The sequence below is a fragment of the Alkaliflexus imshenetskii DSM 15055 genome, from assembly GCF_000517065.1.
GTDB lineage: Bacteria > Bacteroidota > Bacteroidia > Bacteroidales > Marinilabiliaceae > Alkaliflexus > Alkaliflexus imshenetskii.
Window position 1 is genome coordinate 938,510 of sequence record NZ_KI912105.1, and the last position, 26,484, is coordinate 964,993.

Below are 26,484 nucleotides of genomic sequence, written 5' to 3' on the forward strand. Positions count from 1 at the left end.
AATTTTTTTTAACTTAAAATGATAACCCAAGAACAAAAAAGATATTCTTTAATGCCGGATTATAAATCAGACTGTAATGCACCGGAATTCCAAAACCATCTGTAATCTTAGTCGTTTTACGAAAATCGACTCCTACATTTACGATGGACGGGCTATCGGCGTAGTAACCTTTATTGGCTGTTCCTCCTGTGAATATGCCAACTTGTGAACTTTCGAGTGTGAGATCATATCTGGCTTCAAAGTATGTGGAATAGTTTTGCTTATCCGACTGATTTAAATCGGCTCCATAAACCATCACACTGGCAGTAAGCGTTAAAGGCAAATTGCTTAAACCAAATTCATAAACAGAAGCTATTTCAACCAAATGATCGGTAGTGGAACGTTGCCAATTGCCATAGTCGGTAAAGGACAAATCCTCCTCATTCACGGCAAAATAATCATTTACCGAGAGCGTAAAACCTGACTTTGAATAAGACAAGAAAAGGTCAACTTCGGCATAGTTACCCGTGAGCGCGTATGAGCCCCAGGCAGTAAACGAAAAGTTCCCGACACCTGCTGTAAGAGCAGGCTGAATATTCGGCAAATTGCTGAACATTGCCCCACGCCACACATAGCGGCTGTAAATATCAAACCCAGCGTCGAGACTTAACGCATCACGGTTTTGAGCAAATAAGGTTAGGGGAAAAAGTAAAAGGGAAAGTAAAATGTGCTTCATCTATAAAAAAAATGTGATAAAAATCATACTTGGTTAAACGAATAATCTTTGTCAATGTTCCAGCATTATGACTAAACAATGTTAAAACAATTCAATAGTACACATCCTCATTTTAACAATTACAAAAAAAGGGCTGTTGCGTTCGCAACAGCCCTTAATCAGTAACAGTGAAAATTTTTGGGTATAAACTACTTCTATACTATCAACACGCTTAGAAGATGTATCTCAAACCAATCTGGGCACTCCATGTACTGGCAGTAGATAATACATCTACAAAAGATTGAGTAGGCAACTCGCCACCTACCTGATTCATACGAAATGTAGGAATTCCTTCAGCATCGTTTCCGGCATACTGCAAAAGCGGTATGTTCTCAAAGCTTCCGGTAACCTGACGTTTTAGCACACCCCAATCGGAGTTCAGGAAGTTTCCGGCATTGAGCAAATCAAAACTAACTTGCAGTGTATGTTTGCGATTTCCGGCATTCACAATTACATCCTGTAGTACTTTAAAATCAAATCTGTGATTCCATGGCATGAGTACACCAAAACGCTCAGCATATTTGCCTTTATTGGCACTCAGATATTTGTCCTGATCTACATAGTTCCAGAAAGCCTGACGCTGAGCGGCAGCAGTATGCACCACATTACCTCCACTTACAATATCCACAAAGCGAATTTCGGTATCGTCTTTAGGAATATACATCAAATCAAAGGAGTAACCATCGTTGTTGATGTCGTTTGAATAGATATAGTTCAGACGTCCCTGATTTGATCCCTGATAATAAAGAGAGAAAGTAGTTGCTAAATTACGCGAATATTCAGCTTTATAGCTTATTGCTCCAACCACACGATGTGGTATGTTAAAACTTGAATAGCTTAAATCGGGATAGTTGGCACCATCAACAGTTGGGTTTACACTCCATACTGAAACAGCCGTAGAGCCGGGGTTGGCAGTGAAATCCTTAGCCATAGCATACGTATAGGCCAGTGAACCAAAGAAACCATTGCTAAAGCCACGTGAAATCTGGGTAGTTAATGAGTAACTGTGACCTTTGCTTACATTGTCGAGAACAATGGCCGATGCAACTCCCGAATTAATTCTGCGGTCGCCAGCAGCGTACAATGGTCTGTTATCGGGTCCGGCAAGTGTTCCGCCAGAAGCCGGAGTAGAGTTGGCATTACGTTGAATAATGGCGTTGATATCTTTTGTATAGATACCTTCGATGGTGAGCACGGTGTTTTGTGGCAACTTAAAGTCGGCAGCCAGGTTGTTTCGCCACACCTGAGGCATTCTAAAATCTTTAGAAACAAGCGCGATGGAGCCTGGAGCAACGTTGGCAGGCTGTTGTGCGAACTTATTCACGTGAGCAAAAGGATCCGCAGAAAAGCCAAGATTCATATCGGAAATAGTGGCAGCAGAGCTAATCTCAACAGTATTTTGCAACACCCCACTATTGGTTGGCTGATTGGTAAACCATACAAAAGGCAAGCGACCAGTAAAAATACCTGAACCACCTCGCACTTTGATGTTCTGCTCACTGTCCACATCCCAGTTAAAGCCAAAACGGGGTGAGAAAAGCACTTTGGCATCCGGCCATGAACCCACATCCAGCTTTTCGGGATTACCGTTTAAATCCTGAAATGTTAATGCTTCGATAGCTGGGTTGGGCAACAAGTCATCAAAGAAGAAAGGCCTATCGAAACGAATTCCTCCCGTAAGACGCAAACGATCATTCACCTGAAACTCGTCCTGAAGGTATACAGAACCAAGACCGAAGTTCAGCTCAGCATATCCATCGCCAGCACCTTCATAAGGGTAGGTTAAACCAAACACTGTAGGCAATGCACCATTTATAAATGCATCCATCGATGCAAAACGGTAATAAGATGTACCGTATCTCTTATAGCTGTTTCCAAAATAGAGACGATCAAACGAGATACCGGCCGTAAGGGTGTGTTTACCAAGATAATAGCTCAAATTATTGGTGAATGTGAAAACGTTGTTTTTCACATCATTGTCAAAACTAAAAAGCTCATAACCAAACGACATGTATGGATCGCCATCCTGATAAATGTCCACAAACGGAAAGATATCGCTTCCACTTGAACGGGTATCGCGAATTTTGGTATAAGTTACCAGCATCTTGTTTGAAAGGTTGCTGCCGAGCACACTGTTCAATTCACCTGTAAATGAGTGTACCGTGTTCAGCAAACCATAAAATGCGTTGCTGTAAGCCATTGATTTCTCACTCACACGACCGAATGATGAACGTGGGTTTGGCGCACTTGTAGCATTGATACCCTGGTCGTTCTCAGAACGTACAGTATTGTATCGCAAAGTCAAACGGTGGTTATAGTCAATATTCCAATCCAAACGAGCCAGAAACTTGTGGTTATCGCTGTTAAAATTGCCAAATCCCTGGTAATCTCCGGGATTGTAACCATGCTGGTTTATCAGATGGTTCTTCATTCTTTCCAAATCGGCCACTGTAGCTCTGGAAATATAAGCATCAGGGTTGGCGTTGATGCCATTTGCCGGGTCGGAAGGACGCCAGTTAATGCCTGGGAAAGACGATGATTCTATTTCGCCATTCACAAAAAAGAAGAGCTTATTCTCGATGATTGGGCCACCTACACGTCCGCCATAAGTTTTAGTAGTGGTCTTTTCAAGATCCAGCTCAGCGTCACCAACTTTATCGCCATTAAATGATTTATCACGATAATAGGTATATACTGAACCTTTATACTGGTTGTCGCCACTGCGGGTGATGGCATTGACGTTGGCACCCGTAAAATTGGACTGGCGCACATCAAAAGGAGCAATGTTTACACTAATTTCCTGAATGGCATCAAGACTTATTGGCTGAGCATCTCCACCGGGCAGGTTTCTGGAACTCAATCCAAAGTTGTTATTGAAGTTAGCACCATCGATGGTAATGTTATTGTATCTGCCATCGCGGCCTGCAAAACTGCTTCCTGCTCCTGCCTGGGGTGTTAAACGGGTAAAATCATTCAAACTACGATTGATGGTAGGTAGAGAATTAATCTCTTCACTACTTACGTTGGTTGATGCGCCGGTTTTTTGGGTGCTGAAGGCAGAATTTTTATACCCAACTACCACAACTTCTCCTAAGTCAACTGCGTCGTCGCGAAGGGTAACATTCAACACAAAAACCTGACCCAACAAAAGCGTAATGTCGCTGTAAGATTCCGCACGGTAACCAATAAAAGAGATGTTTACCTCATAGGGGCCGCCGGGACGCATGCCCTGAATTGAATAGTAACCCTCGGCATTTGATATGGCTGCATACTGTGTGCCTGATGGCTTATGCACCGCAACAACAGTAGCTCCGGGAAGGGTCTCCTGTGCACCACCGGTAATTCGTCCGCTTATACCCGATGTGGTAACCTGGGTAAAAGCCACCGATAATGATGCAGCAAATAACAAGATAAAACTCAGTAATCTTTTCATGAATTAGTCAGAATTTGAAATAAAATATTTAAAAATATGAATCAAAACTAAGGATTGGTGTTTGCCTTGATGTTGCCTAAATATTATACTACCGTTAATTCTGAACACGCAGAAAAAACTGTAGCAGATGACCATTTAGAAAGACATCCACAAACAACAGAATACTAAAAAAAAGATTACCTGGCTTTCTATGTTATTATCAGAGGAATACAACTTCACCTTCAACTAATCTGAACAGCAGAAAAGACTCTACAAATGACCAAAATCAGAGAATAACCGACAGTTAAGATAATAACAGAAAATTAATGTTCAAGTATAGGATGATTTCAGATGAAAAACAAAAATATTTATCATCATTTTCGTTTCGTAAAGTTTAGAAAAAGTAACGATGCAGCTATGATCAACATACCAGTTATCGAGTAAATATCTGGCTGTTCATCTACCAAAATTATCCAGCTTAAAATAGCGCCACTAACCGGAATTAAAAACTTCCATACATTTAATTCCGAAACTTTTACTCCGGGGCGTTGTATTAGCGAAAACCAGATGGAGAATGCAGCAGCTGAGAGGAACGCCAGCCAGCCCAATGAGAAATAATACACCGCTGGAAATGGTTCACGATGCAACCCTTCCAAAGGAATCGATATCAGAAATAACATAACACCACCCAGCACCAGCGAGAACGAACTCAATACCATGGCTGATACACCTTTTGATTTTCGCGACACCAACACGTTGGCAAAACCCGATGAGATGTTGTTCAAAATCAAGAGCCCAATACCAACCAGTTCCATCTCGCCACGCATTTGTATTGTAGTGCGCCCCAAAGTAATAATGGCAATGCCTGCCACACCTACCAAAATACTGAGTGTTTTTACCGGGGTCATACGGTCATTACCCATTGTAAAATGAGCCACCAGGGCAATAAACAGCGGTGAGGCTCCCACTATCATAGCCCCAAGCGCACCCGGAACCATGCCAATGGCTAAGTAAAAAAGCGCGTACTGAATAAAAATCTGTATAAATGAAATCAGAACAACGTAACCGGGGTTTAACAGTATCTCGCGAAGGTACCGTCGTGGGTTGCCAAACCATATAAAAAGCATGAAACCCGCTAGCATAAAACGATAGCCTGCAAATTGAAAGGGTGTATGATACTCAAGACCTATTTTAACCCCCACAAAAGCTGTTGACCAGAGCCAACATGCCACAATAGCTAAAAACGGGGTGCTTTTCAAAAATTTTCTCATCATCAAAACAAAATCACACTTAATAGACCTGAACTATCAGCCATGCTTATCTTCATGGCAATAGATTGCGAAATTCACTCACTAAACCAAGAATCACTCTTCTGCGAATCTTTTACAATAAATCAATCTGCAAAAATGGCAAATTATATCATAGTAACCATTTAATTAAGCCGTATCCGTCAATATAAGGCTGGACTGATAAACAGACAGACAAAAAAACCGCCTGAATCAGTTGATACAGACGGTTTTGAGAAAGTTTTCGGTCTTAATATGACTATGCCACTGAAGCGCCAATCATATAGGCAGCAGCCAGAGCAATAATGGCGTATAGTTCGGGGAATACAGCGAGGATAAGTGTTTTACCTGCTACGTCGTGACCTGAACCGATGGCAGCAATACCATTGGCACAAACCTGTCCCTGACGATAAGATGACAGCAAACCTACAAGACCTACAGCCAAACCTGAACCAAATACAGCTGAAGCCTGAGCCCAGGTGGGATCATTAAGCAATCCAAAGAATGCACTCATAAGAAAGTAGCCTGCAAAACCGTAAAGACCCTGGCTACCAGGCAGAGCGGTTAACAGAAGAAATGATCCAAAACCGTCGGGGTTCTTTTTCATGGCACCAACAGAAGCGCTTCCAGCAATTGAACATCCGAATGCACTGCCGACTCCGGCCAATCCTACCATTAAACCAATTCCAATGTAAGCTAATACAATAGGTTCCATTTTTTTACTTTTAAATGTTATAACTGTTTATTATTCTACACTCTTTTCGGCAAAAGGCGTGTAACGCTTTCCGCCACCGGAAAAACCGGCATTCTTATAAAACTCTACAAAAGTCAAACGAATGGGGTGAACAAAAGCACCCAAGCCAGCCATGAATAGGGTCATTCCGTGACCTATTACCAGAATTATTATCATCACCAAGGGCCCAAACACAATATTGTCGGGACTGAGACTCATGGCCAATTCATTGAACACAAATCCAAGTATTGCGCTCGATACACCCAGTGCAAACAACCTGATATACGACAGTAAGTCACCTATTAATCCGGTTGCCATGCCATATACATCCCACAAACCGGCAAGAAAATTCATAACCACATTTCGTCTGGGATTATTCAAAAGCAATATCAATGCAGCTGAAACAAGCAGCACCACATTCATCGCAATTTTACCCGCCGAAGCACTCAACACCTCAGCCTGACCAAGTGCGTATGTGGTTCCTCCGCCGATGATTAAAAGCAACCATCCTATTGTGGAATAGGTGTAGGCAAACCCCTTTGTTATTGTGATATTGATTACTTTCAGCACCATACCAAACAGTATCTGAATAACGCCAAGTATCAATGCCAACGTAAACATCTTATCGGTATCAATCATAAATCGTTTGGCGCTTTCGAGCCAGGCGATTTCTGAATTGAGCAAATCGATTCCAAAGAAAGTTCCGGTGAGCGCACCAAACAATACCGTAGCTCCACCTAACCATTGAGCCAGAGTGAGGATACTGCGCATTTTGGTATCTTTAATCTTGAATTTTAACCAGATGGTGGCAAATAAAATAAGCAAACCATAACCGGCATCGCCCAGCGAGAAACCAAAAAACAGCATGTAAAATGGGGCAAAGAAAGGAACAAGGTCCAGCTCTTTGTGATTTGGCAACTCATACAAATCGCCAATAACCTCAAACACGCGGGCAAACTTATTGTTCTTTAGCTGTACCGGCACCTTTTCATCCTCTGTTGGCTTCTGAACCACATAGAGCACATTCTTTTCGTCGAGACTCCGATTAAGCTCCTCAATTTTTGGTTTGGGCACGTACCCTTCAATAATCATGACGCGCTCCTCCACGTGACCTGTGGTTTGATGATAGGCGTTTGTCTCGTCCAACTCGGCCTTTAACTCATCCGCATAACCATTCAGGAGTCCTAAACAATGAGCCGAAATCAAATCCAACTCATGATTCAACTTCACTGTCTCATCCTTTATCTCAGACTGCTCCTGACGAATTTCAGACAACGATTTTTCAGGCAGATGCAACTCATCCACTCCAGGCAGTTCAATAACATCAACAGGTTTGGATTCAGACTTTTCTATCTTCACAAAATAACGATACCCTGCATGATCATTGATCACCTCAATGTAATGCTCTGCTTCCCATTGTGGATCATATCGCTTATCCTTGCAAACAAGGAACCGAAACCACAAGCCTTTCTCAGATAACTTCTCTATGACAGACGGAGAAAAATCACCCCACGGGAGCAGCTGCTGAGCCTCTTTATCCAGACTTCCGGCCTGCTGATTTTTCTGTTCCAACAAGCCCTCTATTTCCCTGATGCGCGCAAGCACATCGCGTCCATGGTCAAATACTGGCGAAGCACCTGCTATTTCGGCACCTTTAACCCGCTCGCCGAGGTAACGAACCGTTCGCAGCAAATCGTTGTATGCCCTGAACATGTCCTGGATATCGGTAGAAGGCTCATGCTTTTTGGTCTCAATGTGCAGCACACCAAGCCGTTTAAGCTCCTTCAGGAATGCCTTGTAATCAGCATGAAATACCAGGAAGGAATATCTCATCATTGGTACTATCATAGCTCCACCTCCTCCTGTTGACGGGTTTTTACAATCTTCTGCGCTGACTTGGAGAGGTTTTCCTCATCTTCGAGGAAACGTTTGATTTTACGCATGGCATCTTCAAATCCCGGAATCTGCACTTTCTCATAAAGGTTCACCTTTTGAGTGGTCTTTTTCCTGGCATTGTCGAGCAGCTCCATCTTGCGAAGCCAAACCTCCCGGTTTATACTAATTTCGGCCAGTTTCCTAAGGATGTCAATTCCATCGGCAAACCAAACAGGACGTGTAAACGGGTTGTAAGCGGCGATTTCAAACTTAACTTCATCCAGAAGAGGGGTTTGAACACCGGCAATCTTCTTAACCGATAGTACCACATCCTCCACCCTTAGCAACGAGGCATCGAACTCACCCCAAAGCCGAACCATGTCGTCATATCGGGATAGTTCCCTTTTCAGCTCATCCTCGAGCGTTGCAGCCTGGTCTTTGGCACGCTTCACTTCACTGCGCAACGCCGATTCTTTATTCTTCAGCGTTGGCAATGCCCTGAGGCGCACCTTCAGTTGCTTGTCGAGCGTTTGAAGGGATGTTTTATTATATTGAAATTTTATCGACATCTTAATATACGATATTTATTGATTCAGATGTCGGGAACGCAAATCTCCTGAACAAGGATATTGGCTGCGCGCCCATAAATCACGCATCAGAATCAGATTTTACTGAACCCAGTACTTTTCGGTAAACTCCTGCTTCACACCCACTTCGGCCTTATTAAAGTGTTTGCTAAACAATTCCCAGGAGATGTTGAGCATGGTATCGGTGTCTACGTTTACATCGATGGCAAGTAACCGCTCTGAATAAGCCTTGGCAAACTCCAGGGTACGCTCATCGTAATCGGTCAGATCGAAACCATTTTCCAGTTTGGTACGGGCGTTGGCTGCATCGGCATATAGACGCACAGCGGCGTTCATCACCTGCGGGTGATCTTCACGTGTTTGCTTACCTATCACTAACTGCTTCAGCCGTGAAAGTGAGCGGAACGGGTCAACAATAACCTTTCCGATTTCAGTATCCCGGCGCAGAAACAGCTGTCCCTCGGTGATGTAACCTGTGTTATCGGGGATAGCGTGTGTAATATCACCACCCGAAAGCGTAGTTACCGCGATGATGGTTATGGAACCACCCGATGGAAACTGAACCGCCTTCTCGTAGATACGTGCCAGGTCAGAGTATAGCGAACCGGGCATACTATCTTTTGAAGGAATCTGATCCATACGGTTTGATACGATACTGAGAGCATCGGCAAAAAGCGTCATATCAGTAAGCAGTACCAGCACACTTTCATTTTTATCCACCGCAAAATACTCTGCAGCAGTAAGGGCCATATCAGGAACCAGCAGTCGCTCTACCGGCGGGTTGTCGGTGGTATTTACGAAACTCACAATACGATCCAGCGCACCTGCATTCTCAAATACGTGTTTAAAAAAGAGGTAATCATCGTTTGTTAAGCCCATACCGCCAAGAATAATCTTATCGGCCTTTGCCCGCAACGCCACGCTGGCCATAACCTGGTTGTAGGGCTGATCAGGGTCGGCAAAGAATGGGATTTTCTGACCTGACACAAGACTGTTGTTCAGGTCGATACCGGCAATACCGGTGGCAATAAGTTGCGATGGCTGCTTACGGCGAACAGGGTTAACCGATGGGCTGCCGATGTCACGAACCTCACCTTCGACCTGTGGTCCACCATCGATGGGATCGCCATAGGCGTTGAAGAAACGGCCGCTCAATTGATCGCTCACACGCAACTGCGGCGGACGACCCATAAAAATCACTTCAGCATCGGTAGGGATACCTTCGGTGCCGGAGAAAACCTGAAGCACCACCTGGTCGCCCATAATTTTTACCACCTGCCCCAAACGGCCATGAACGGTAGCCATCTCATCATAACCAACACCGGTGGCTTTTAGCGATACCGTTGCTTTGGTTATGTTGGTTAACTTGGTATATATTTTTTGAAATGCCTGACTTTCCATAGTTTAAATTTTACGCTTTTAAAATATTAATTCATCCGCTTTTTCAGAAGCTCCTGCAGACTGGCTTCATGTTTCGTAAACTGCTCCGATTCAAATTCGGAATAGTTCATCTGCTTGTAGAGGTTTATTACCTCTTTGAAAAATCCGGACACCTCTTCGAAGTTATGGAATTTAAACTCGGAATCAGCCACATCCAATACGCTTGACAGCATATATTGCTGGCGTTTCATGGAAGTTGATGCGTCAATTTTATCGAATGCATCTTGCTGTAGAATAACAAAGTCAATCAACTCTGATTTCCAATATCTGTCGTGAAACGAGATAGGTACGCTATCATCACCAAGAATATTGATCTGCTCCATGGCTTCTTTCCCACGGAACAAGATGTCTTTTGCTTTCAGCACGTTACCTAACCACTCTTCACCAACGTTCTTGGTCAGATTTTCCTGCACCTCGGGGTATTCCAGATATTTGGAATAACTATCGATGGGGTCAATTGCAGGGTAACGCTTACTGTCGGCACGAGCCTGTGATAGCCCATAGAAACAGCGGGCAGCTTTACGTGTACTTTCAGTCACCGGCTCTTTGAGGTTACCTCCGGCAGGCGAAACAGTTCCGATAAATGTAATTGAGCCGGTTGCACCATTGGGCAGATAAACGAATCCGGCACGCGAATAGAAGTTGGATATAACGGCCGATAAGTCCATTGGGAATGCATCAGGTCCGGGAAGCTCTTCCAAACGGTTTGACATCTCACGCAAGGCCTGCGCCCAGCGAGAAGTTGAATCGGCCATCAGCAAAACCTTTAAGCCCATGGAACGGTAATACTCGGCCAATGACATGGCTGTGTAAACCGATGCTTCACGGGCGGCCACCGGCATGTTGGATGTATTGGCAATGATGGTTGTACGCTCAATAAGTTTGCGCCCTGTGCGTGGGTCATCCAGCTCGGGAAACTCTGTAAATACTTCCACCACTTCGTTGGCACGCTCACCACAGGCGGCAATAATTACGATGTCGGCTTCGGCTTGTTTGGAGATGGCATGTTGCAACACTGTTTTTCCTGTACCAAACGGTCCGGGGATAAATCCTGTACCGCCTTCGGTAATTGGGTTTAGCGTATCAATACAACGAACGCCTGTTTCCAACAATTTAAACGGACGCGGCTTCTCTTTATAGCTTCTTACGGCCATTTTAACCGGCCACTTCTGAACCATGGTAAGTGGATACTCTGTTCCATCCTCATCGGTTACTACAGCAATGGTATCATCCACAATGTAATCGCCTTCGGCCACCACAGATTTAACCTTATAACGGCCATCCATTTTAAAAGGCACCATGATTTTATGCGGAATGCTGTTTTCCATCACTTCGCCCAACCACGAACCGGCAGTAACGCTATCACCTGCTTTGGCAAGTGGCTTGAATGTCCACTTCACATCGCGGTTCAGAGGATCGGTATATTCTCCCCGTTTAAGGAAGACCCCTTCCATTTTATCTAGATCGTTCTGAAGACCATCATAGTTCCGGGAAAGGATGCCGGGACCAAGGGTAACCTCGAGCATGTGACCCTGAAACTCAACTGCCGAGCCAACACGAAGTCCGCGCGTGCTCTCAAAAACCTGCACGTAGGCATTTACGCCCACCACTTTGATAACCTCAGCCATGAGCCGTTCATCGTTATGAACGATGAAACAGATTTCATTTTGCGCCACCGGTCCGTTTACTTCAACGATTACCAGGTTGGCGACTATTCCGGCTACCTTTCCGGTGGTTTTATTTTTTCTTTCCATATGTTAATGTAAATTCTTCCGGAAACTGAAAGCCTGACTCCAGCCCTTTCAGCAATTGGTTAAACATTTCTTTTCCTATGGCAGGATCGAGCTCCATCCACCGCTCTACAATAAAGAGTTTTAGTATGAATGCCAATACTTTTTCGATGGAGAAATAGTTGAAAAAGGTTATTTCGTCTAAATAGGTCCATTTATGAGTATCCAGTTTAAACTCACGATCCATCAGGTTTTCCGTCTCAAAAATCTGTATGAGATGCTCTATATCTGAAATTTCGGTGGAGAGGCCAAAGTCACGTGTTCTGCTTTTCTTTAAAGCAGCAGCAACCTCATCGTCACCAATAAGCGCATTGTCGTATGACGTGTTAAACTTACGTCCATTGAGCGCAGTCATCACATTGGCGATATTTCTTCGATAACCGGCAACCTCCTTCACGAATCCGTTTTTCGAGCTATCCAAAAAAGCATAATAACCCTCAGTCAGAATCTGTTCGGCTTTGTAAAAGTTATCAATTTGTTCCTCTCCGTGGAAACGTTCCAGGAAATCGAAAAAGTATTCAGGAACTTCATCCAGGTCGGCTATCTCAAAAGTTTTCCTATCCTGAAGTTGTTCCATCATTTCACGGGAATAATTACCTCTGTCGTCCCATTCTGCCTCTTTTTTAAAAAGCAGATTGAGCAGATTTATATGGTCGAAGGGCAGAAAGAGTAACTCTACCAGCTTATAATCGCTGGGGTGAACCTCCTCTTTTAGCATCTCCCTTAATTCTACCGAAGTACTGACAACTTTCTTATCTTCGGGTAAAATATCAGGCAGACCTGCCACTAAAGCATAGTAATTTCTTTGCATCATTTCTGCTCCTCAAAAAGAAGTTCACTGGTTTTGGGGCGTAAATAAGCTTTGAAAAAATTAATGAAATCCTGATCAGTGAAACTGATGAGATAACTGCCATCGGCAGGTCCTACTTTGAAACCGGACTTTAGTCCATCTGCAAAAACCAATTCAATGCCTTTGTTGAGTTCATCGGCTAACTGATTTTTGAAGTGAGCTTCAAGCTCTTTCTGATCCTTTGCTGCCAACACCACACGCAGGTCGAGGCTCTCTTTTTCGCCCCAGCCGGTCACCACTTTTTCAACCACCGACTTTAAAAAGTCAACATTGGAAAAAAGCTCTTTCACGGCAGGTTGAACAGCTTTCATAGTCACCAAAGAAGCCAATTCCTGCTTTAATGCCGCAACCGCCTGGCTAATTGACATTTTCAGCTCTGAATCCACATGTTTCTTCAGTGTTTCGGCTTTTTTCTCTGCTTCTTCAACGATGGCGGCGGCCCGTTTCTCTGCTTCCTTCTCTATAGAAGCAGCTTTCTCGTTTGCCTCCCTTAGGATGGATTCCGCCTCCTGGCGGGCTTTCTCCAAGCCTTCGTTATAAATTTTATCAGTTAATTCCTGAATTTTTGTTTGCATAACACTCTTATTTAAAGCAATTGCAAGTATTTATTATTTTCTTAATTATCTTCTTTAGACCCGATAAAAATAATTTTTTCGGGCGACTTCTACAAAAAAATCGTTCGCCAGACTCATTGAACGATAAGGGAAAGCGTATTTAAAGGCGAAATTGACGCTTATTAATTGATGGTTAGCAAAATTATTAAACTCCTGAAAAAAGAATTAATTATTGTTGCCTAAGCAGCAAAATCAAGACCCGAAATTAAATCATACCCATACTAAAAAGCATCTCTTTTAACAATATAAAATCCGAGTTTGGCAGGATGATCCTTGACTATATCTCTACTGTTTAACCCTTTGGTTAGTGTAACTGCAACCCAATCGCCTCCCGAAAACACACTGAAAAGAGACCCGAAAATTAAAAATCCCACTGAAGCGGTGAACCATGAAATAATGAGCGGCACAACTCCCAGCACAAAAAAAGGCATTAAAGCCCCTGTGCGATAAGCCCATACACGCAGATTCGAGTTACAATAACAATATGGTGACAGTGTGGCCTTATCAATTCCAAAAGAGATTGACCTAAACCCATCGCGACATAAAAGGCCAAAAATTAAAGCATGTATAAGCTCATGTATAATAACGCCTGAAATGAAAATTAATAGAAACCACCCGGATGCTGTCAGCGTGATACCTCCATAACCTTTGAAACCGTGCAGCAATAAATAAGGAAGGTTGAAAATTACCAACGAAGGCAAAACATATCGGCTTACTCTTTTTCCTGCAGTTTCAATCGAAATTGAAACCTCCTCAAATCCTTCAGGCATATCAACTGAATTAAGCATAAACCCGATAATTGTATTAATAGATGTCAATATAAAATTAAGCATAACATACTAAAAAACAAAGCACAGTATTGTGAAAACAGATTCACAATACTGTGCTATATGTATGGAGTAAACTTGCGTTTTACACTATCAAGGCTGATAGAAAATAGGGCCTTCAATGCCAAGCGGCAACTTAAGCCAAATCCAGGCCACAAACATCGGAATACGCACAAGCATGAATGCAATGGAATAAGGAAGCATCATTGAGATGAGTGTACCAATACCCACATTCTTCACATATTTCTGCGCAAACACAATTACCAGTGGAAAATAAGGCAGCAACGGTGTTAAAATGTTTGAGTAGGAATCGCCGATACGATAGGCGGCCTGGGTGGTTTCAGGCGAGTATCCCATAAGCATTAACATTGGTACAAAAATGGGTGCAAGCAATGCCCATTTGGCCGATGCACTTCCCATCACCAGGTTAACCAACGAGGCAATGATGATGAAAGCGACCAGAAGTGGTGTACCGGTAAACCCAATGGCATTGAGTCCATCAGAACCTTTTACAGCCAATACGCTTCCCAGGTTTGACCAGTTGAAATAAGCCACAAATTGCGCCGCTACAAAGGCAATTACGATGTAAAGTCCCATTGTAGACATAGATTTCGCAGTCATGTTAGATACATCCTTGTCGCTTCGGATGGTTTTGGCCTTTATACCATAAACCAAGCCTGCCACAAAGAATATAATGAACATGATGGGTACCAAAGAGTCGTAAAAGGGCTTGAAACTGGCGTTACCGGTAACAGGGTCAATGGCTCCACGCAACAAGCCATCGTTGGGAATTATGGCAATCATAACCAAAGCCAACACACCTACTACGGATAAAAGCGACCAAAGGAGAGCCTTTTTTTCCTGCCGCGACACCTCATTACTATGTGATTCCATCTGCAAACCCTCTTCTGGTTGATATAAACCCAAACGGGGAACCAGTATCTTCTCCGTAACCCAGGTTCCGGCAATACCAACCAAAGGCACCGAAGCGGCCATCAGATAGTAGTTCGACAATGGATTAACTGTGTAATTTGGGTCAATAAGCTGCGCTGCAGGCTCGGTAAAAGCAGCAATCATCGGGTCAAGACCCGTAGGAAGGAAATTGGCTCCAAATCCACCGGAAACACCTGCAAAAGCAGCAGCGATTCCGGCCAGCGGATGTCGCCCCATCCCCATAAAAATTGCTGCACCCATGGGTATGAGCACCACATAACCCGCATCAGCAGCCACAGAGCTAATCATACCGGCTACCACAATCGAAAATGTGATAAGATACTTTGGCACCTTAGATACAAAAACCTTAAGCGCCACAGCAATCATTCCCGTATGTTCGGCTACCCCGATGCCAAGCATCACCACCAGTACCAAACCCAAAGGGGGGAAGGTGGCAAACACATTTACCATGCTGGTAAAGATTCGTTGTAATCCCTCCTTGGTAAGAAGATTCTGTACAGTGATATAATCCGCAGCTATGCCGGTTTCGCCACCCGTTCCGGGCTTTAAAACTGTAACGCCGCCAAAAATCCATGACAACAACAACACGATACCCATCAACATGGCAAACAGCGTTACCGGTTGGGGCAGCTTATTCCCTACAATTTCTACCTTGTCAAGCACCCGCTTGAAAAAGCCATCTTTCTTCTTAGTTTCAGTCATAATAATATTTGCATTTCAAAACACGGATGAGCCAAATCAATGTTCACCGTGCATTAATTTTCGAATGAGTGGGGCTGTTACAAATGCCAGTATTGCCACCGCAAAAGCCACAATGGCAATGGACGAGAACACATTGGTGTAAGATAACAAACTATTGAACGCACCTCCACCTTTGGCCAAAACCACCTCTGCGTTAAGCCCGGTAACCTTTTCAGCAATGCGGTCGAGCATGCCACCATTTGAAGTGAACTCCCGTGTAGTAAACATGGCTATAATACCTGCAAGATACTGAGCAAACGATACAGAAAGGAACCAAACACCCATCATAAATGACACCACTTTGGCGGGCGACAGACGCGTAACCATAGAGAGTCCGATTGGGCTGATAAACAACTCACCGGTGGTGATAAAGAAATATCCGATGATTAAAAAGTTCAATGGTACAAGTCCTGATTCAGATGCAAACCTGGCTCCAAAGGCAAAAATCAGGAATCCTAAACCCAACTGAGCTATACCAAAAGCAAATTTATAGGGTGTGAATGGATTGATTTTCATACTCGACATCCACGTCCACAGCATGGAAAACGGGATGGCAAAAGCGATGATAAACAACGGGTTGATGCTATTGGTCTGCTCAGCATTCATAAACATCAGGTTCACATTGTTATCGGCAAACAAGGTGATGGTGCTGCCAGCTTGCTCAAAGAATGCCCAAAACACGGTACTGAAAAATGCCAGGATGAAGATGGCGATAATCTTTTCGCGTTCGGCACGGCTTATTTCCATGAAAGACTTGCCCACAATAAACACTACGAAAGCAAGAATGGCATAGAGTAAATAACCGGCAAAATGGCTTTTATAAATGAGAAATGTAAGCAGCGGCACTGAGGCAAAAGAAAGGAGAATCGACCAATTGGTATTGGATAGCCCGTAGTGCTTCCTGTCGCCCAGTCCGGTAACCGGCTTGGCACCGTTCAAACCAAAAGTGCCATTTTTTATGCCAATCTGGAAAATAAACAACCCGATGAGCATGCCAACGCCAGCCAAACCAAAGCCATATACCCGACCATACACCTCGGCAATGTAACCGAGCGCCAGCGGGGATAAGAAGGCACCCAAATTTATGCCCATGTAGAAAATGGTGAAACCGGCATCGCGGCGGGAATCGCCCTGAGGGTATAAACCGCCAACCATCGATGAGATATTGGGCTTAAACAATCCGTTTCCAGTGACCAGAAAACCAAGCCCTGCATAAAAAAACAGGTGCGTACCTACGGCCATCATAAACAAACCAATTGCCATCATTATACCGCCTGTAATAATCGCCTTTCGATAACCAAGAAACTTATCGGCTATCATACCGCCAATAACGGGTGTAGCATAAACCAGTGCCCCAAACGCCGCGTAGATTTCAAAACTGCGGGCACTTGCGTCAGCACCAAGGTCGGCATAAAGTTCCCTGACGATGTACAAAACCAATAAAGCACGCATGCCATAATAGCTGAACCTCTCCCACAGTTCGGTAAAGAACAGGTAGTAAAGAGCTTTGGGGTGTCCTTTTTCCATTGAATTTATCGTTTTAAATTTATTTGGTCTGGCATAAAAAACAACTACACCGTTTTTGGAAAGAAAAACAGGGAGCCTTATATGCTTCGGGCACATTAAATACAATACTTTATAACTCGAAACACAGGTTAATCCCTCTCCCACAACCAAAGATGTAACGGGGCACAAATTCGCAAAAATAACATATTTAAAAAAGCGCACATCTAACAATTATCATATAAAAATAAAAACAGGCCTGAAACAAGCCTGTTTTCTAATGCATTTCAACATGTAGCTTTATAAATGTGTATCGAATTATATGACCATCGTGGTATGAACTCAGATTCCTGGTATAAGCGAGCTCCCGATGGTATTATTGGCACTAACCAACGGGTAACTAATCAGAGATATTCTGATAAGACTCTTTTTGCTGGTGATCCGATGAGCTCTTCTATCTGATATCAAACCAGCGATTCGATAACCAAAGTCACTTCTCCTCTTCATGTAAAATTAGCAACGGAAATTGAGGATGAAGCACCATTTTTTTGGTGATGCTGGGATGAAAAAGTCTTTCGAGAAAACTATAGTTGTGACGTACCAGCACTACCATGTCGGCCTCGTTGTCGCCGGCAAAGTTGCAGACACTTTCACAAACATCAACGCCATCCAAAAAATGAAAACTAAGTTTAATACCCGGAAAATAACTGGCAATTTTCTCTTCTGCCTCCAGTCTGTTGATATACTCATCTTCCAATACATTGGCAAACAGAAGCTCAGAATCAAAATGTGTCAACAACTCATACAATGGACGTGCTATTTCCTTGTCGATACTCTTCAGGTCAGTGGCAAAGACCATCCTACGGGGTTTTTTATAGAGTGTGGATTTGGGAACGGCGAGCATGGGTTTGTGCACATTCTTAATCACATCATACGCATTGCTGCCCAGCAGAAAATTTTCCAACGCACTTTCACCGCGGCAACCAAGCACAATTAAATCGGGGCAGATGCCGTCTTCATGATACTCTTTTATGAGCACATCTACCAATGGGCCATATCTGGATGCCAGTTCAATACGTGCATTTGGAAACTGCGCATGTAGTGCAGCCAACTCGCGCTTCAACCCTTTGGTGCTTTCCTCGGACATCTCTTCTTTAACCTGCATGAGGTATGGACTGCCGCTAAATTCGACATCATAAGCATTGAGCAGGAAGAAATGTACCTTTGAATCCTGAAACATCTCCAGAGCATAAAACGCTGCATGACGAGCTGTTTCAGAAAAATCCGTCATAAGAAGAATTCGTTTCATAGGGTAGGTTTTATGGTTTAATAATGGAATTTACCTCACCCTAAAAGTTACAATAAAAAAGATTAAATATCAAGCATTAGACTTCTTGCGGCAGCTCTATTCGGTAAGTGCTTTTCACGAACGCTTCAATATCTGAATTAGATCGGTTGCATAACAAATACACCGGCTACATCGTCGGCATCGTTAACAGAACCTACTATCTGGCCATTGGCATTTAGGGTGCCTTCCCGCTCTTCGGGCAGATAGTCGTCATCACTCCCACCCAACAACACACTGTGAGACACATCCTTAAGCAAAAGCTTGATGCCATCAAATGATCCTTCCAACTGACAACGAACAAAAATAGCGGTGCCATTCTCGTCATACTCTTTAAACACAAGAATGCCGCGTATCATTCCATTGTTCTGGAAGAGCCGCGCTTCGCCAAGCTTTTTGCCAAACTCGAACTCCTCACTGAAACTCCAAAAACCGGTTAAATCTTGCATAATTTGATGTTTTACCCGTTACAACGACTAACTTAAAGTCACATGGAAGCATCCTCAATATAAAATTTCAATATTTGCTTTATAGAGTTACTGCAAATTCTATCATACTCGACTTTATCGGGGGCTACAAACAGATATCCTGAAATGTCATCCATGCAACGCATCTGTGAAAAATCGCTCACCTTGCAAACAAATCCCATATCACATGTATAAACTGTGTAACCCGAATAAACATACTCATTGGGAAAAGAGGCAAGAAAACGAATCTCATCTACCTTTAAGTTCAACTCCTCCATTATCTCGCGACATACAGCCGATTCGGCCCGTTCACCGGGATCAACAAAACCGCCGGGCAAATCGAGCATCCCAATATTTGGCTCTATACCGCGTACCGAAAGCAGTATCTCTCCTTTATCGTTTTGAATGATGGCTGCCACTGCTGCAGCCGAGTTCACAAAAAAGTGAAACTTGCAATCTTTACATTTAAATGATTTCCCATCCTGCGGCACAAAATTGGCAGAACCGCATCGTGGACAATACTTTATCACTTTAGGAGGAGCAGTCATATCTGGTTAATTTGAATCATACTAAAAGCCGAATTGCTTAGTTGGTCTCTGCCCGCTGCGAAACGCTCTGATGCGAAACCTGTATGAATAATCATCCGGAATGATGCTGTACCGGGCATGTGGTCTGGCTCCCCAGGAGTTATCACCTCCCACGCCCATCATACGATGATCCACGTTCAGAATCACCTCTTTGCGTGGTTGCAAGTCCACTGTATGCCATAAACCACGGTCTGCTTTGGTTAAATCTTCTGGTGTGAAATGCAAGGCAGAGAAACCTATTGGCTCCTGGCCTTCAACATACCAACCGTTACCAGCAGCATCGGTAAGAAGCAACCATCGAGTATCGGTTTTATAGCCAGTTTCCTGAGGCATAGGGTACATTTCAAACTGTTGGCTTACGGTGCTTGTATAAACATCTACAAATGCAGCGGTTTTACGATCCGGATAGTTCTCCCACGGTCCACGGCCGTACCATGTCAGATTGCTAAACCTGCCCGGAAGGGACATCATCATTCCAATGCGCGGAATTACTGGCAACTCCTTACCCGATTTTTTGAATTGATAATCTACAACTACATCGCCTGAGCCATACACTTCGTAAGCTACCACAACATGACCGGCATCTCCATTCAAAGCAAATTCGAACTCCACGCGGCCTCTGCCATCCGATGGTTTATCGGTACGCACTTTTTTCACTTCAGCACCCGAACCGGCCATACGCCAAACCCCAAGAAGTTCAGGCATCTTATAACCATAATCATTGTCGTTGGGTGCCCGCCAGAAGTTGGGCTTTGGACCTCTGTCCAGAAACTCCTTATCATCTATCTTCCAACTCGATATGGTTCCATTTTCCTTATCAAATGTGATTGTAAAACCATCTCCTCCAAAAATTACATGGCGACGATTTTCGCGCATTCGCGGATTAGCCCCGGAGTAACTCTCTCTCTCTTTGGTAATTGCGGGCAACTGTAATTGAGCAGCAGCCAGCTCTTCACCTTCGGTTAATATGCCCCATGACTCTGCTGTAACCATTCTCACTACCAGAAAATACTCCCTGCCTGACTTCTGTTCAATTTCATCGGCAAACAGTTCAAATACTGCCGACGTTCCGGGCTTAACATCAGGTCGGTTAATGGTTCCACTGCGGAGCGTTTTACCTTCAGAACGAATTTCCCAATTGAAATCGAAACGATTCAATGAAATGAAATCGTAATGGTTGCTGATGCGTATGGCGCCGCATTGCATGGAGGCAGGTTCAATCTTTACATACTGATACACTTGTTTCACTTCGTGTAGCGAAGGATTTGGGGTTCGGTCTGGCCGCACAAGGCCATTCATACAAAAATTGGCATCGCTGGGAGTTCCTTTGGGGCCAAAATCGCCTCCATAGGCCCAAAAGAGCGTTCCTTTTTCATCATATTTTGCCAACCCCTGGTCTACCCAATCCCAAATAAAGCCACCCTGTAAGTTATCATGCGCTTCAATTACCTCCCAATAATCAATCAGATTGCCTACGCTGTTACCCATTGCGTGTGCATATTCACAAAGAATGAGCGGTTGATTGTGTTGGGTTGTGGCATACCAAACCAAATGATCTATTCCGGCATACATGGGGCAAACAATATCTGTATTGGAATCGCGATCCGCCTGTTCATATTGAACCGGTCGTGTTTTATCCCGTTTCTTAATCCAATTGTATGTGGCATGAAAATTTGGGCCATTGCCAGCTTCATTGCCCAACGACCAAATTATTACTGATGGGTGGTTTTTGTCACGCTCAACCATTCGCACGGTGCGATCCATGTGGGCATCCATCCATACCGTGTCTTTAGCCAGACTTGACTCGCCATATCCCATTCCGTGCGACTCAATGTTGGCTTCGTTTACGACATAAAGCCCATAAAAATCACACAACTCATAAAACCGTGGGTGGTTGGGATAATGGCTGGTACGTACCGCATTAATGTTATTTTGCTTCATCAGTAAAATATCCTTTACCATTGAGGCTTCGGAAATCACATGCCCCGTAAATGGATCGTGTTCATGACGATTAACTCCTTTTAAAAGGATGGCTTTACCATTTACTAAAAGCTGTCCACCTTTAATTTCTACCTTCCTGAACCCGACTCGCACTGCAGTTGATTCAATCGTTACGCCCCGTACATCTTTTAACGTCAGAGCCAAAGTATATAATTCAGGTGTTTCTGCGCTCCAAAGGCGTGCATTGTTTACCACGCCTCTAAAAACATAGCGTTCCTCACCCCTGGCGTCAACTCTTACGTTTGACACCAGGTTGGCAATTTGCATGTTTCCATCAATAAGAGCCACTTCGAGCCGGCCTCTCTCCCTTGAAAGGTGATGATTCTTTAAATCGACCTCCACTTGAAAACTGCCGTTGCGATAGCTTGCATCCAAATCGGTAGTAAAGAAAAAATCGTGAATGCGCAGCTTGGGAAGCGCATAGAGGTAAACATCGCGCGTAATTCCGCTGAGACGCCAAAAATCCTGACCTTCGAGATAAGAACCATCACACCAGCGGTACACTTCCAAGGCAAGGGTGTTTTTTCCGGTGCGAATAAAAGGTGTGATATCAAACTCGGCCGGTAGTTTTGACTCCTGCGAGTAACCAACCTTTTGCCCATTAACCCAAACATACATGGCTGAACTTACGGCACCCAGATGAATAAAAACCTGTCGCCCGTCCCAATCAGCAGGTATTTCAAACTCACGTTTATACGAACCTACCGGATTATTGTCGTGCGGAATATGAGGTGGATTGGGGTTGTAACTCCAGGGATAAACAATATTCACATAAATCGGAACGCCATATCCATGGAGCTCCCAGTTAGATGGTACCGGAATCTCATTCCATGCAGACACATCAAAATCTTCGCGATAAAAATCAATTGGCCTGTCAGAGGGTTTAGGCACCCAATTGAATTTCCACATGCCGTTAAGCGATATATATCTGGAGGAATTGATGCCATTAAACTGCAAAGCCTTCTCCAACGAAGGGTAAGAGAAAAATGAGGCGCGTGGTGCTTCCTTGTTCACACCAAAAACTTTTGGGTTTTCCCAGTCTTTAACCTCTCCGGCTAGTGTTGCCGAAAGCATCAATACCACAAAAAACAAAACCAATCTTATCATATACCCTAAAATTAAAACCCGTTAAGTTGCATTGTTACCGTTGGAATCAGCAAAAGAAAACCTAAAATTACAAGAATAAGAATCAAAGGGGCAATCCATTTTGCCCACTTCATATAAGGAATTTTTGCTACCCCAAGCACACCTATCAAAACACCTGAAGTAGGTGTAATCATATTTGTGAATCCATCACCAAACTGAAACGCCATTACCGTTGCCTGACGTGATATACCAATCAAATCGCTGAAAGGCGCCATAATAGGCATAGTGAGCGCCGCTTTTGCAGAGCCACTTGGAATTACCACGTTAATAAAGGTCTGAATTACATACATGATAGCAACGGAAGAGACATCGCCCATGTCGCTCATGCCACTTGCCATTGCATGTAATATGGTGTGAATGATACGGCCATCTTCGAGAATGACAATAATACCTCCTGCCAGTCCCACAATGAGTGCGGCTGACATAATATCCTTTGCCCCTTCGAGAAAAAGTTTGGTAATGTTATCGGCCGAGCGGTTCATGGCCACTCCGGACAAAATACCCATGGCAAAAAAGAGTGCCGCAATCTCTTGAATATACCAATGATAGCCCATCACGCCTACAATAAGAAAAACTATGGTGTAGGCCAAAAGGTTAAGCACAAACACAGGTGACGATTTTCGCAGACTCACAAATCCTGTGATGGCAAAAGCCAGTGTAATTACAGGGATGAAATACCAGGTAATGCCCTCACCACCACCTATAACCAAAGTTGTTTCTGGATAAAATAGTGAAAAAATAACCAAGGCAGTGAGCGTCAATCCCCAGGTTATCCAGGCAGATTTAAATGTGGCTTGCTCCTCTTCGTCATCCTTGAGATGCAGGTGTTCACGCCAATATGCATCATCTTCATATACAGGAGACATTTTCGGATTCCTCCTTACTTTTATTGCATACCATAAAATATAGGATATACCGGCAATGTTGATCACAAACCACGAAAAGAGTCGGTACTCAAATCCGGAAAAGAGAGGCAATCCGGCAAGTCCCTGTGCAATGCCAATGGTAAACGGATTAAGCACCGCTCCGGCAAAACCGAGCCCCGCAGCCACAAATACCATGCTCACACCTGTGATGGAATCATACCCCATTGAAATGGCAAGAGGTACAAGTATAATAATAAAAGCAATGGTCTCTTCACTCATTCCGAAAACAGCTCCGAACACAGAGAACATGAGCATTATAAGTACAATAACCATATTGCCAGTGCCAATTTTTCGCATAAAGGCAAACCTATCCAGTCGGGTGGTGAACTTTAAAAAGGAGCGAATACCGACATCAATGGCACGTGAATCGTTCATAATCCAGAATGCCCCGCCTATCATTAATATAAAAATGATAATACCGGCTTGCTTTTCAAAGCCTTTGAACATGGCTGCAAAAACCTGCCATGTTTGCGGATTACTCTCTGCTTCAACAAACACGGGGGTAGCCGAAACTGCATCGGCACCGGCTGCACTAACATACTCGCCTCCGGGAACAAACCATGTGGCAACTGCAGAAATAAGAATCAGAAAAAATACTATCACATACGTGTGGGGAACTCGTCTCAACATCAGCTATAAAGTTTTTTTTCAAAAATAGGATTTTCCGGCCAGAATACCATACTGCACATTCCTGCTTAAGCGGTTCATACGGCTTACGTCACCCTCAATTATTCTGCAAAAACAAGTGCGTAAACTCCAACCAGAATTTCAGTTTTTCAAATTAACAATAGATTATACCTCGGACTATGCGTGATACAAATTTTCCCCTTTTGCACCTGATACAAGGTCGGATTAAATCGGCATGGCTCATCAAAAAAATTGTGTTACACAAAATCATTAAAACCCAAATCAACCCATTGACTTACCACTTTGCAAAAAAAAAGATAAACTTTCTGGCGAAAAACACGTAAAGTTTCAATATTTGCAGCCCAAAGGCAAAAACAGAGGTTTAAACCGACATATAAACTCAAGCATAACTCAACGCCGTATGAAACGAAACACCCTGATTATCATCAGTCTTCTCACAATTTCCCTGTTAGCCACATCTTGCACATCAAAAAAGCATCTTAAAACAGCTCTGAGATTTGATGAAGCAGGTATGTATGAAGAAGCTGCCAATCATTACATGCGTTCGCTTTCGTCGAATCGAAATAACATAGATGCCGTTCAAGGATTAAAGCGTACGGGGCAAATGGTGCTAAATGATAAGTACAGCGACTTTTCAACTTTCTACCGTAGCAATCAGACCCGTGAAGCAGTTTACAGCTATCTTGAAGCCGAAGGATATCGCACAAGAGCGGCTGCACTGGGTGTTTCACTTAGGGCTGATAACCGTTTTCATCCACAATATATTGAAGTGCGTGACAAATATCTATATGAACTATACCGAAGCGGTGTAATCGCCATCGAGAGAGAGTCATTCTTAACTGCCGACCAAATATTCTCTGAAATTTTATCCATAGAGGCCAATTACAAAGATGCCCGCGAATATTTATTAATTGCCCGTTATGAGCCTGTTTATCGAGATGGGCTTACATTTATCGAAAACAGTCATTTCAGGAAGGCATACTATGCTTTTGACATCATTCTGAGAGAAGCCGGCAATTACAAGGACGCACTAACACTTAGAACCAAAGCGCAATCAGCAGCCATGATGACTGTTTCGCTCATGCCGGTATTTGTGAGTAACAGCAGTCAGCGTTCAGCCGCCAACAATCTTTACAGCAATGCTGTGAGCGAAATTAATCGCATGAACTCCCCTTTCTACAAGCTCATTAACGACCCTTTACTTAATTCCATTCCTCAAATTCAGGCAATAAATGACCCAATGGCTGCCATCCTGATTATTCGTGGTCTTGGACTTAACCTAAAGGCCGACAACATTCTGATGGCAAAAATAATCAGACATACAGAAACCACCGGAGCTTTGCGAAAAACAGACAAAAAAGGCTATGTAAAACAAGTTGTAGAAACCACCACAGAAACAGGACGAAAAGAATCGGTAACAAGATACAGCAAAGTAACTTATGCAGAGTATACCCGGGAAAGCATTGCAGAAATACGCATAGAATTCACTTTGGTGAATATACATAGCGGAGAGATTTTAATGACAGATTATGTGGCATTGGATGATCGTGACAGAATACACTATGCAGATTTTAATGGCAATTACCGCGATCTGATTCCGGGAGATTGGAAATACACCAATCGTGAGGACGACAGCGATGTAATGTACAATAACACCAGAGCAATCAGCGAATTACAAAAACTCTTTAATGCACCTAAAGAATTACGAACCGGAATATCGCTTATGGACAATCTCCTGAACATTACTGCCCAGGAAATGGCTATCAGGCTGGCACGTTTCAATCCCGAAGAGTAGTAATCATCACAAATACACTACATTCAATTTCGATGTTAACAATCATTAACAGTGCCTTTCTTGCATCAAAACAAAAACACTCCCATATTTGCATGGGGATTTTTAAATAAAACCTGGATTTAGTTAATCGGTTTTAAAAGGGTAAGGCCATTGGCCTCCCTTTTTTTATTTGTACCAAGAACCTAAAGATTAACATGAATTAA

19 protein-coding genes are annotated in these 26,484 nt (G+C 43.5%); 1 reads left to right on the forward strand and 18 read right to left on the reverse strand.

Annotated elements, in window-relative coordinates; all coding sequences use genetic code 11:
* Positions 1-13: 13 nt before the first annotated feature.
* The 18 genes from ALKIM_RS0103940 to ALKIM_RS0104025 all read right to left on the reverse strand — a co-directional run bounded on the left by ALKIM_RS0103940 (position 14) and on the right by ALKIM_RS0104025 (position 24,468).
* Positions 14-715 carry a hypothetical protein gene (locus ALKIM_RS0103940; RefSeq protein ID WP_026473509.1) on the reverse strand — a complete coding sequence of 234 codons (702 nt, stop codon included), beginning with the start codon at positions 713-715 and terminating at the stop codon, positions 14-16.
* A 211-nt stretch (positions 716-926) separates the two neighbouring features.
* Positions 927-4,187: a TonB-dependent receptor gene (locus tag ALKIM_RS0103945; RefSeq protein ID WP_026473510.1), complete on the reverse strand. Its 3,261-nt coding sequence runs from the start codon at positions 4,185-4,187 to the stop codon at positions 927-929.
* Between the two features lie 353 nt (positions 4,188-4,540).
* The gene (locus ALKIM_RS0103950) at positions 4,541-5,440 is read right to left on the reverse strand and encodes a DMT family transporter (protein ID WP_026473511.1); all 900 of its coding nucleotides are present in this window, start codon (positions 5,438-5,440) and stop codon (positions 4,541-4,543) included.
* A gap of 271 nt (positions 5,441-5,711) precedes the next feature.
* Entirely contained in the window at positions 5,712-6,167 is a 456-nt protein-coding gene (locus ALKIM_RS0103955) for an ATP synthase subunit K (protein ID WP_026473512.1), read from the reverse strand.
* A 30-nt stretch (positions 6,168-6,197) separates the two neighbouring features.
* On the reverse strand, positions 6,198-8,018 hold the full coding sequence (locus ALKIM_RS0103960) for a V-type ATP synthase subunit I (protein ID WP_235714369.1): 1,821 nt from the start codon (positions 8,016-8,018) through the stop codon (positions 6,198-6,200).
* A gap of 11 nt (positions 8,019-8,029) precedes the next feature.
* On the reverse strand, positions 8,030-8,629 hold the full coding sequence (locus ALKIM_RS0103965; RefSeq protein WP_026473514.1) for a V-type ATP synthase subunit D: 600 nt from the start codon (positions 8,627-8,629) through the stop codon (positions 8,030-8,032).
* A gap of 99 nt (positions 8,630-8,728) precedes the next feature.
* Positions 8,729-10,048 (reverse strand): V-type ATP synthase subunit B, encoded by a 1,320-nt coding sequence (locus ALKIM_RS0103970; protein WP_026473515.1) that lies wholly within the window; start codon positions 10,046-10,048, stop codon positions 8,729-8,731.
* Between the two features lie 26 nt (positions 10,049-10,074).
* Positions 10,075-11,841 carry a V-type ATP synthase subunit A gene (locus ALKIM_RS0103975; protein ID WP_026473516.1) on the reverse strand — a complete coding sequence of 589 codons (1,767 nt, stop codon included), beginning with the start codon at positions 11,839-11,841 and terminating at the stop codon, positions 10,075-10,077.
* The gene (locus tag ALKIM_RS0103980) at positions 11,825-12,691 is read right to left on the reverse strand and encodes a DUF2764 family protein (protein WP_235714370.1); all 867 of its coding nucleotides are present in this window, start codon (positions 12,689-12,691) and stop codon (positions 11,825-11,827) included. Before ALKIM_RS0103980 ends, ALKIM_RS0103975 begins: the two co-directional genes overlap by 17 nt.
* Entirely contained in the window at positions 12,688-13,302 is a 615-nt protein-coding gene (locus tag ALKIM_RS0103985; protein ID WP_026473518.1) for an ATP synthase subunit E, read from the reverse strand. The genes ALKIM_RS0103980 and ALKIM_RS0103985 overlap by 4 nt, the downstream gene beginning before the upstream one ends.
* A 260-nt stretch (positions 13,303-13,562) precedes the next feature.
* Complete coding sequence (locus ALKIM_RS0103990; protein ID WP_162148792.1) at positions 13,563-14,129, reverse strand: DUF3267 domain-containing protein; 567 nt, start codon at positions 14,127-14,129, stop codon at positions 13,563-13,565.
* A 132-nt stretch (positions 14,130-14,261) separates the two neighbouring features.
* Positions 14,262-15,824, reverse strand: coding sequence for an AbgT family transporter (locus ALKIM_RS0103995; protein WP_026473520.1), 1,563 nt, complete (start codon positions 15,822-15,824; stop codon positions 14,262-14,264).
* Positions 15,825-15,860: 36 nt separating this feature from the next.
* Entirely contained in the window at positions 15,861-17,390 is a 1,530-nt protein-coding gene (locus ALKIM_RS0104000) for a peptide MFS transporter (protein WP_044117730.1), read from the reverse strand.
* 466 nt (positions 17,391-17,856) lie between these two features.
* Positions 17,857-18,675 (reverse strand): universal stress protein, encoded by an 819-nt coding sequence (locus tag ALKIM_RS0104005; RefSeq protein ID WP_026473522.1) that lies wholly within the window; start codon positions 18,673-18,675, stop codon positions 17,857-17,859.
* A 137-nt stretch (positions 18,676-18,812) separates the two neighbouring features.
* Entirely contained in the window at positions 18,813-19,160 is a 348-nt protein-coding gene (locus ALKIM_RS0104010) for a hypothetical protein (RefSeq protein WP_044117731.1), read from the reverse strand.
* A gap of 38 nt (positions 19,161-19,198) precedes the next feature.
* The gene (locus ALKIM_RS0104015; protein WP_026473524.1) at positions 19,199-19,726 is read right to left on the reverse strand and encodes an NUDIX hydrolase; all 528 of its coding nucleotides are present in this window, start codon (positions 19,724-19,726) and stop codon (positions 19,199-19,201) included.
* Positions 19,727-19,747: 21 nt separating this feature from the next.
* Entirely contained in the window at positions 19,748-22,873 is a 3,126-nt protein-coding gene (locus ALKIM_RS17550) for a glycoside hydrolase family 2 TIM barrel-domain containing protein (RefSeq protein ID WP_044117732.1), read from the reverse strand.
* 11 nt (positions 22,874-22,884) lie between these two features.
* Complete coding sequence (locus ALKIM_RS0104025) at positions 22,885-24,468, reverse strand: YfcC family protein (RefSeq protein WP_026473525.1); 1,584 nt, start codon at positions 24,466-24,468, stop codon at positions 22,885-22,887.
* Between the two features lie 418 nt (positions 24,469-24,886).
* On the opposite strand from ALKIM_RS0104025, the gene ALKIM_RS0104035 reads away from it, so the two are divergent.
* The gene (locus ALKIM_RS0104035) at positions 24,887-26,281 is read left to right on the forward strand and encodes a hypothetical protein (RefSeq protein WP_026473526.1); all 1,395 of its coding nucleotides are present in this window, start codon (positions 24,887-24,889) and stop codon (positions 26,279-26,281) included.
* Positions 26,282-26,484: the final 203 nt, after the last annotated feature.

What these genes read in the sequence shown, in the direction of transcription:
- ALKIM_RS0103955 (WP_026473512.1), bottom strand. Translation starts at nt 6,167, where the DNA reads ATGGAACCTATTGTATTAGCTTACATTGGAATTGGTTTAATGGTAGGA.
- ALKIM_RS0103990 (WP_162148792.1), bottom strand. Translation starts at nt 14,129, where the DNA reads ATGCTTAATTCAGTTGATATGCCTGAAGGATTTGAGGAGGTTTCAATT.
- ALKIM_RS0103980 (WP_235714370.1), bottom strand. Translation starts at nt 12,691, where the DNA reads ATGATGCAAAGAAATTACTATGCTTTAGTGGCAGGTCTGCCTGATATT.
- ALKIM_RS0103960 (WP_235714369.1), bottom strand. Translation starts at nt 8,018, where the DNA reads ATGAGATATTCCTTCCTGGTATTTCATGCTGATTACAAGGCATTCCTG.
- ALKIM_RS0104025 (WP_026473525.1), bottom strand. Translation starts at nt 24,468, where the DNA reads ATGTTGAGACGAGTTCCCCACACGTATGTGATAGTATTTTTTCTGATT.
- ALKIM_RS0104005 (WP_026473522.1), bottom strand. Translation starts at nt 18,675, where the DNA reads ATGAAACGAATTCTTCTTATGACGGATTTTTCTGAAACAGCTCGTCAT.
- ALKIM_RS0103975 (WP_026473516.1), bottom strand. Translation starts at nt 11,841, where the DNA reads ATGGAAAGAAAAAATAAAACCACCGGAAAGGTAGCCGGAATAGTCGCC.
- ALKIM_RS0103950 (WP_026473511.1), bottom strand. Translation starts at nt 5,440, where the DNA reads ATGATGAGAAAATTTTTGAAAAGCACCCCGTTTTTAGCTATTGTGGCA.
- ALKIM_RS0104010 (WP_044117731.1), bottom strand. Translation starts at nt 19,160, where the DNA reads ATGCAAGATTTAACCGGTTTTTGGAGTTTCAGTGAGGAGTTCGAGTTT.
- ALKIM_RS17550 (WP_044117732.1), bottom strand. Translation starts at nt 22,873, where the DNA reads ATGATAAGATTGGTTTTGTTTTTTGTGGTATTGATGCTTTCGGCAACA.
- ALKIM_RS0104035 (WP_026473526.1), top strand. Translation starts at nt 24,887, where the DNA reads ATGAAACGAAACACCCTGATTATCATCAGTCTTCTCACAATTTCCCTG.
- ALKIM_RS0104015 (WP_026473524.1), bottom strand. Translation starts at nt 19,726, where the DNA reads ATGACTGCTCCTCCTAAAGTGATAAAGTATTGTCCACGATGCGGTTCT.
- ALKIM_RS0104000 (WP_044117730.1), bottom strand. Translation starts at nt 17,390, where the DNA reads ATGGAAAAAGGACACCCCAAAGCTCTTTACTACCTGTTCTTTACCGAA.
- ALKIM_RS0103940 (WP_026473509.1), bottom strand. Translation starts at nt 715, where the DNA reads ATGAAGCACATTTTACTTTCCCTTTTACTTTTTCCCCTAACCTTATTT.
- ALKIM_RS0103995 (WP_026473520.1), bottom strand. Translation starts at nt 15,824, where the DNA reads ATGACTGAAACTAAGAAGAAAGATGGCTTTTTCAAGCGGGTGCTTGAC.
- ALKIM_RS0103970 (WP_026473515.1), bottom strand. Translation starts at nt 10,048, where the DNA reads ATGGAAAGTCAGGCATTTCAAAAAATATATACCAAGTTAACCAACATA.
- ALKIM_RS0103965 (WP_026473514.1), bottom strand. Translation starts at nt 8,629, where the DNA reads ATGTCGATAAAATTTCAATATAATAAAACATCCCTTCAAACGCTCGAC.
- ALKIM_RS0103945 (WP_026473510.1), bottom strand. Translation starts at nt 4,187, where the DNA reads ATGAAAAGATTACTGAGTTTTATCTTGTTATTTGCTGCATCATTATCG.
- ALKIM_RS0103985 (WP_026473518.1), bottom strand. Translation starts at nt 13,302, where the DNA reads ATGCAAACAAAAATTCAGGAATTAACTGATAAAATTTATAACGAAGGC.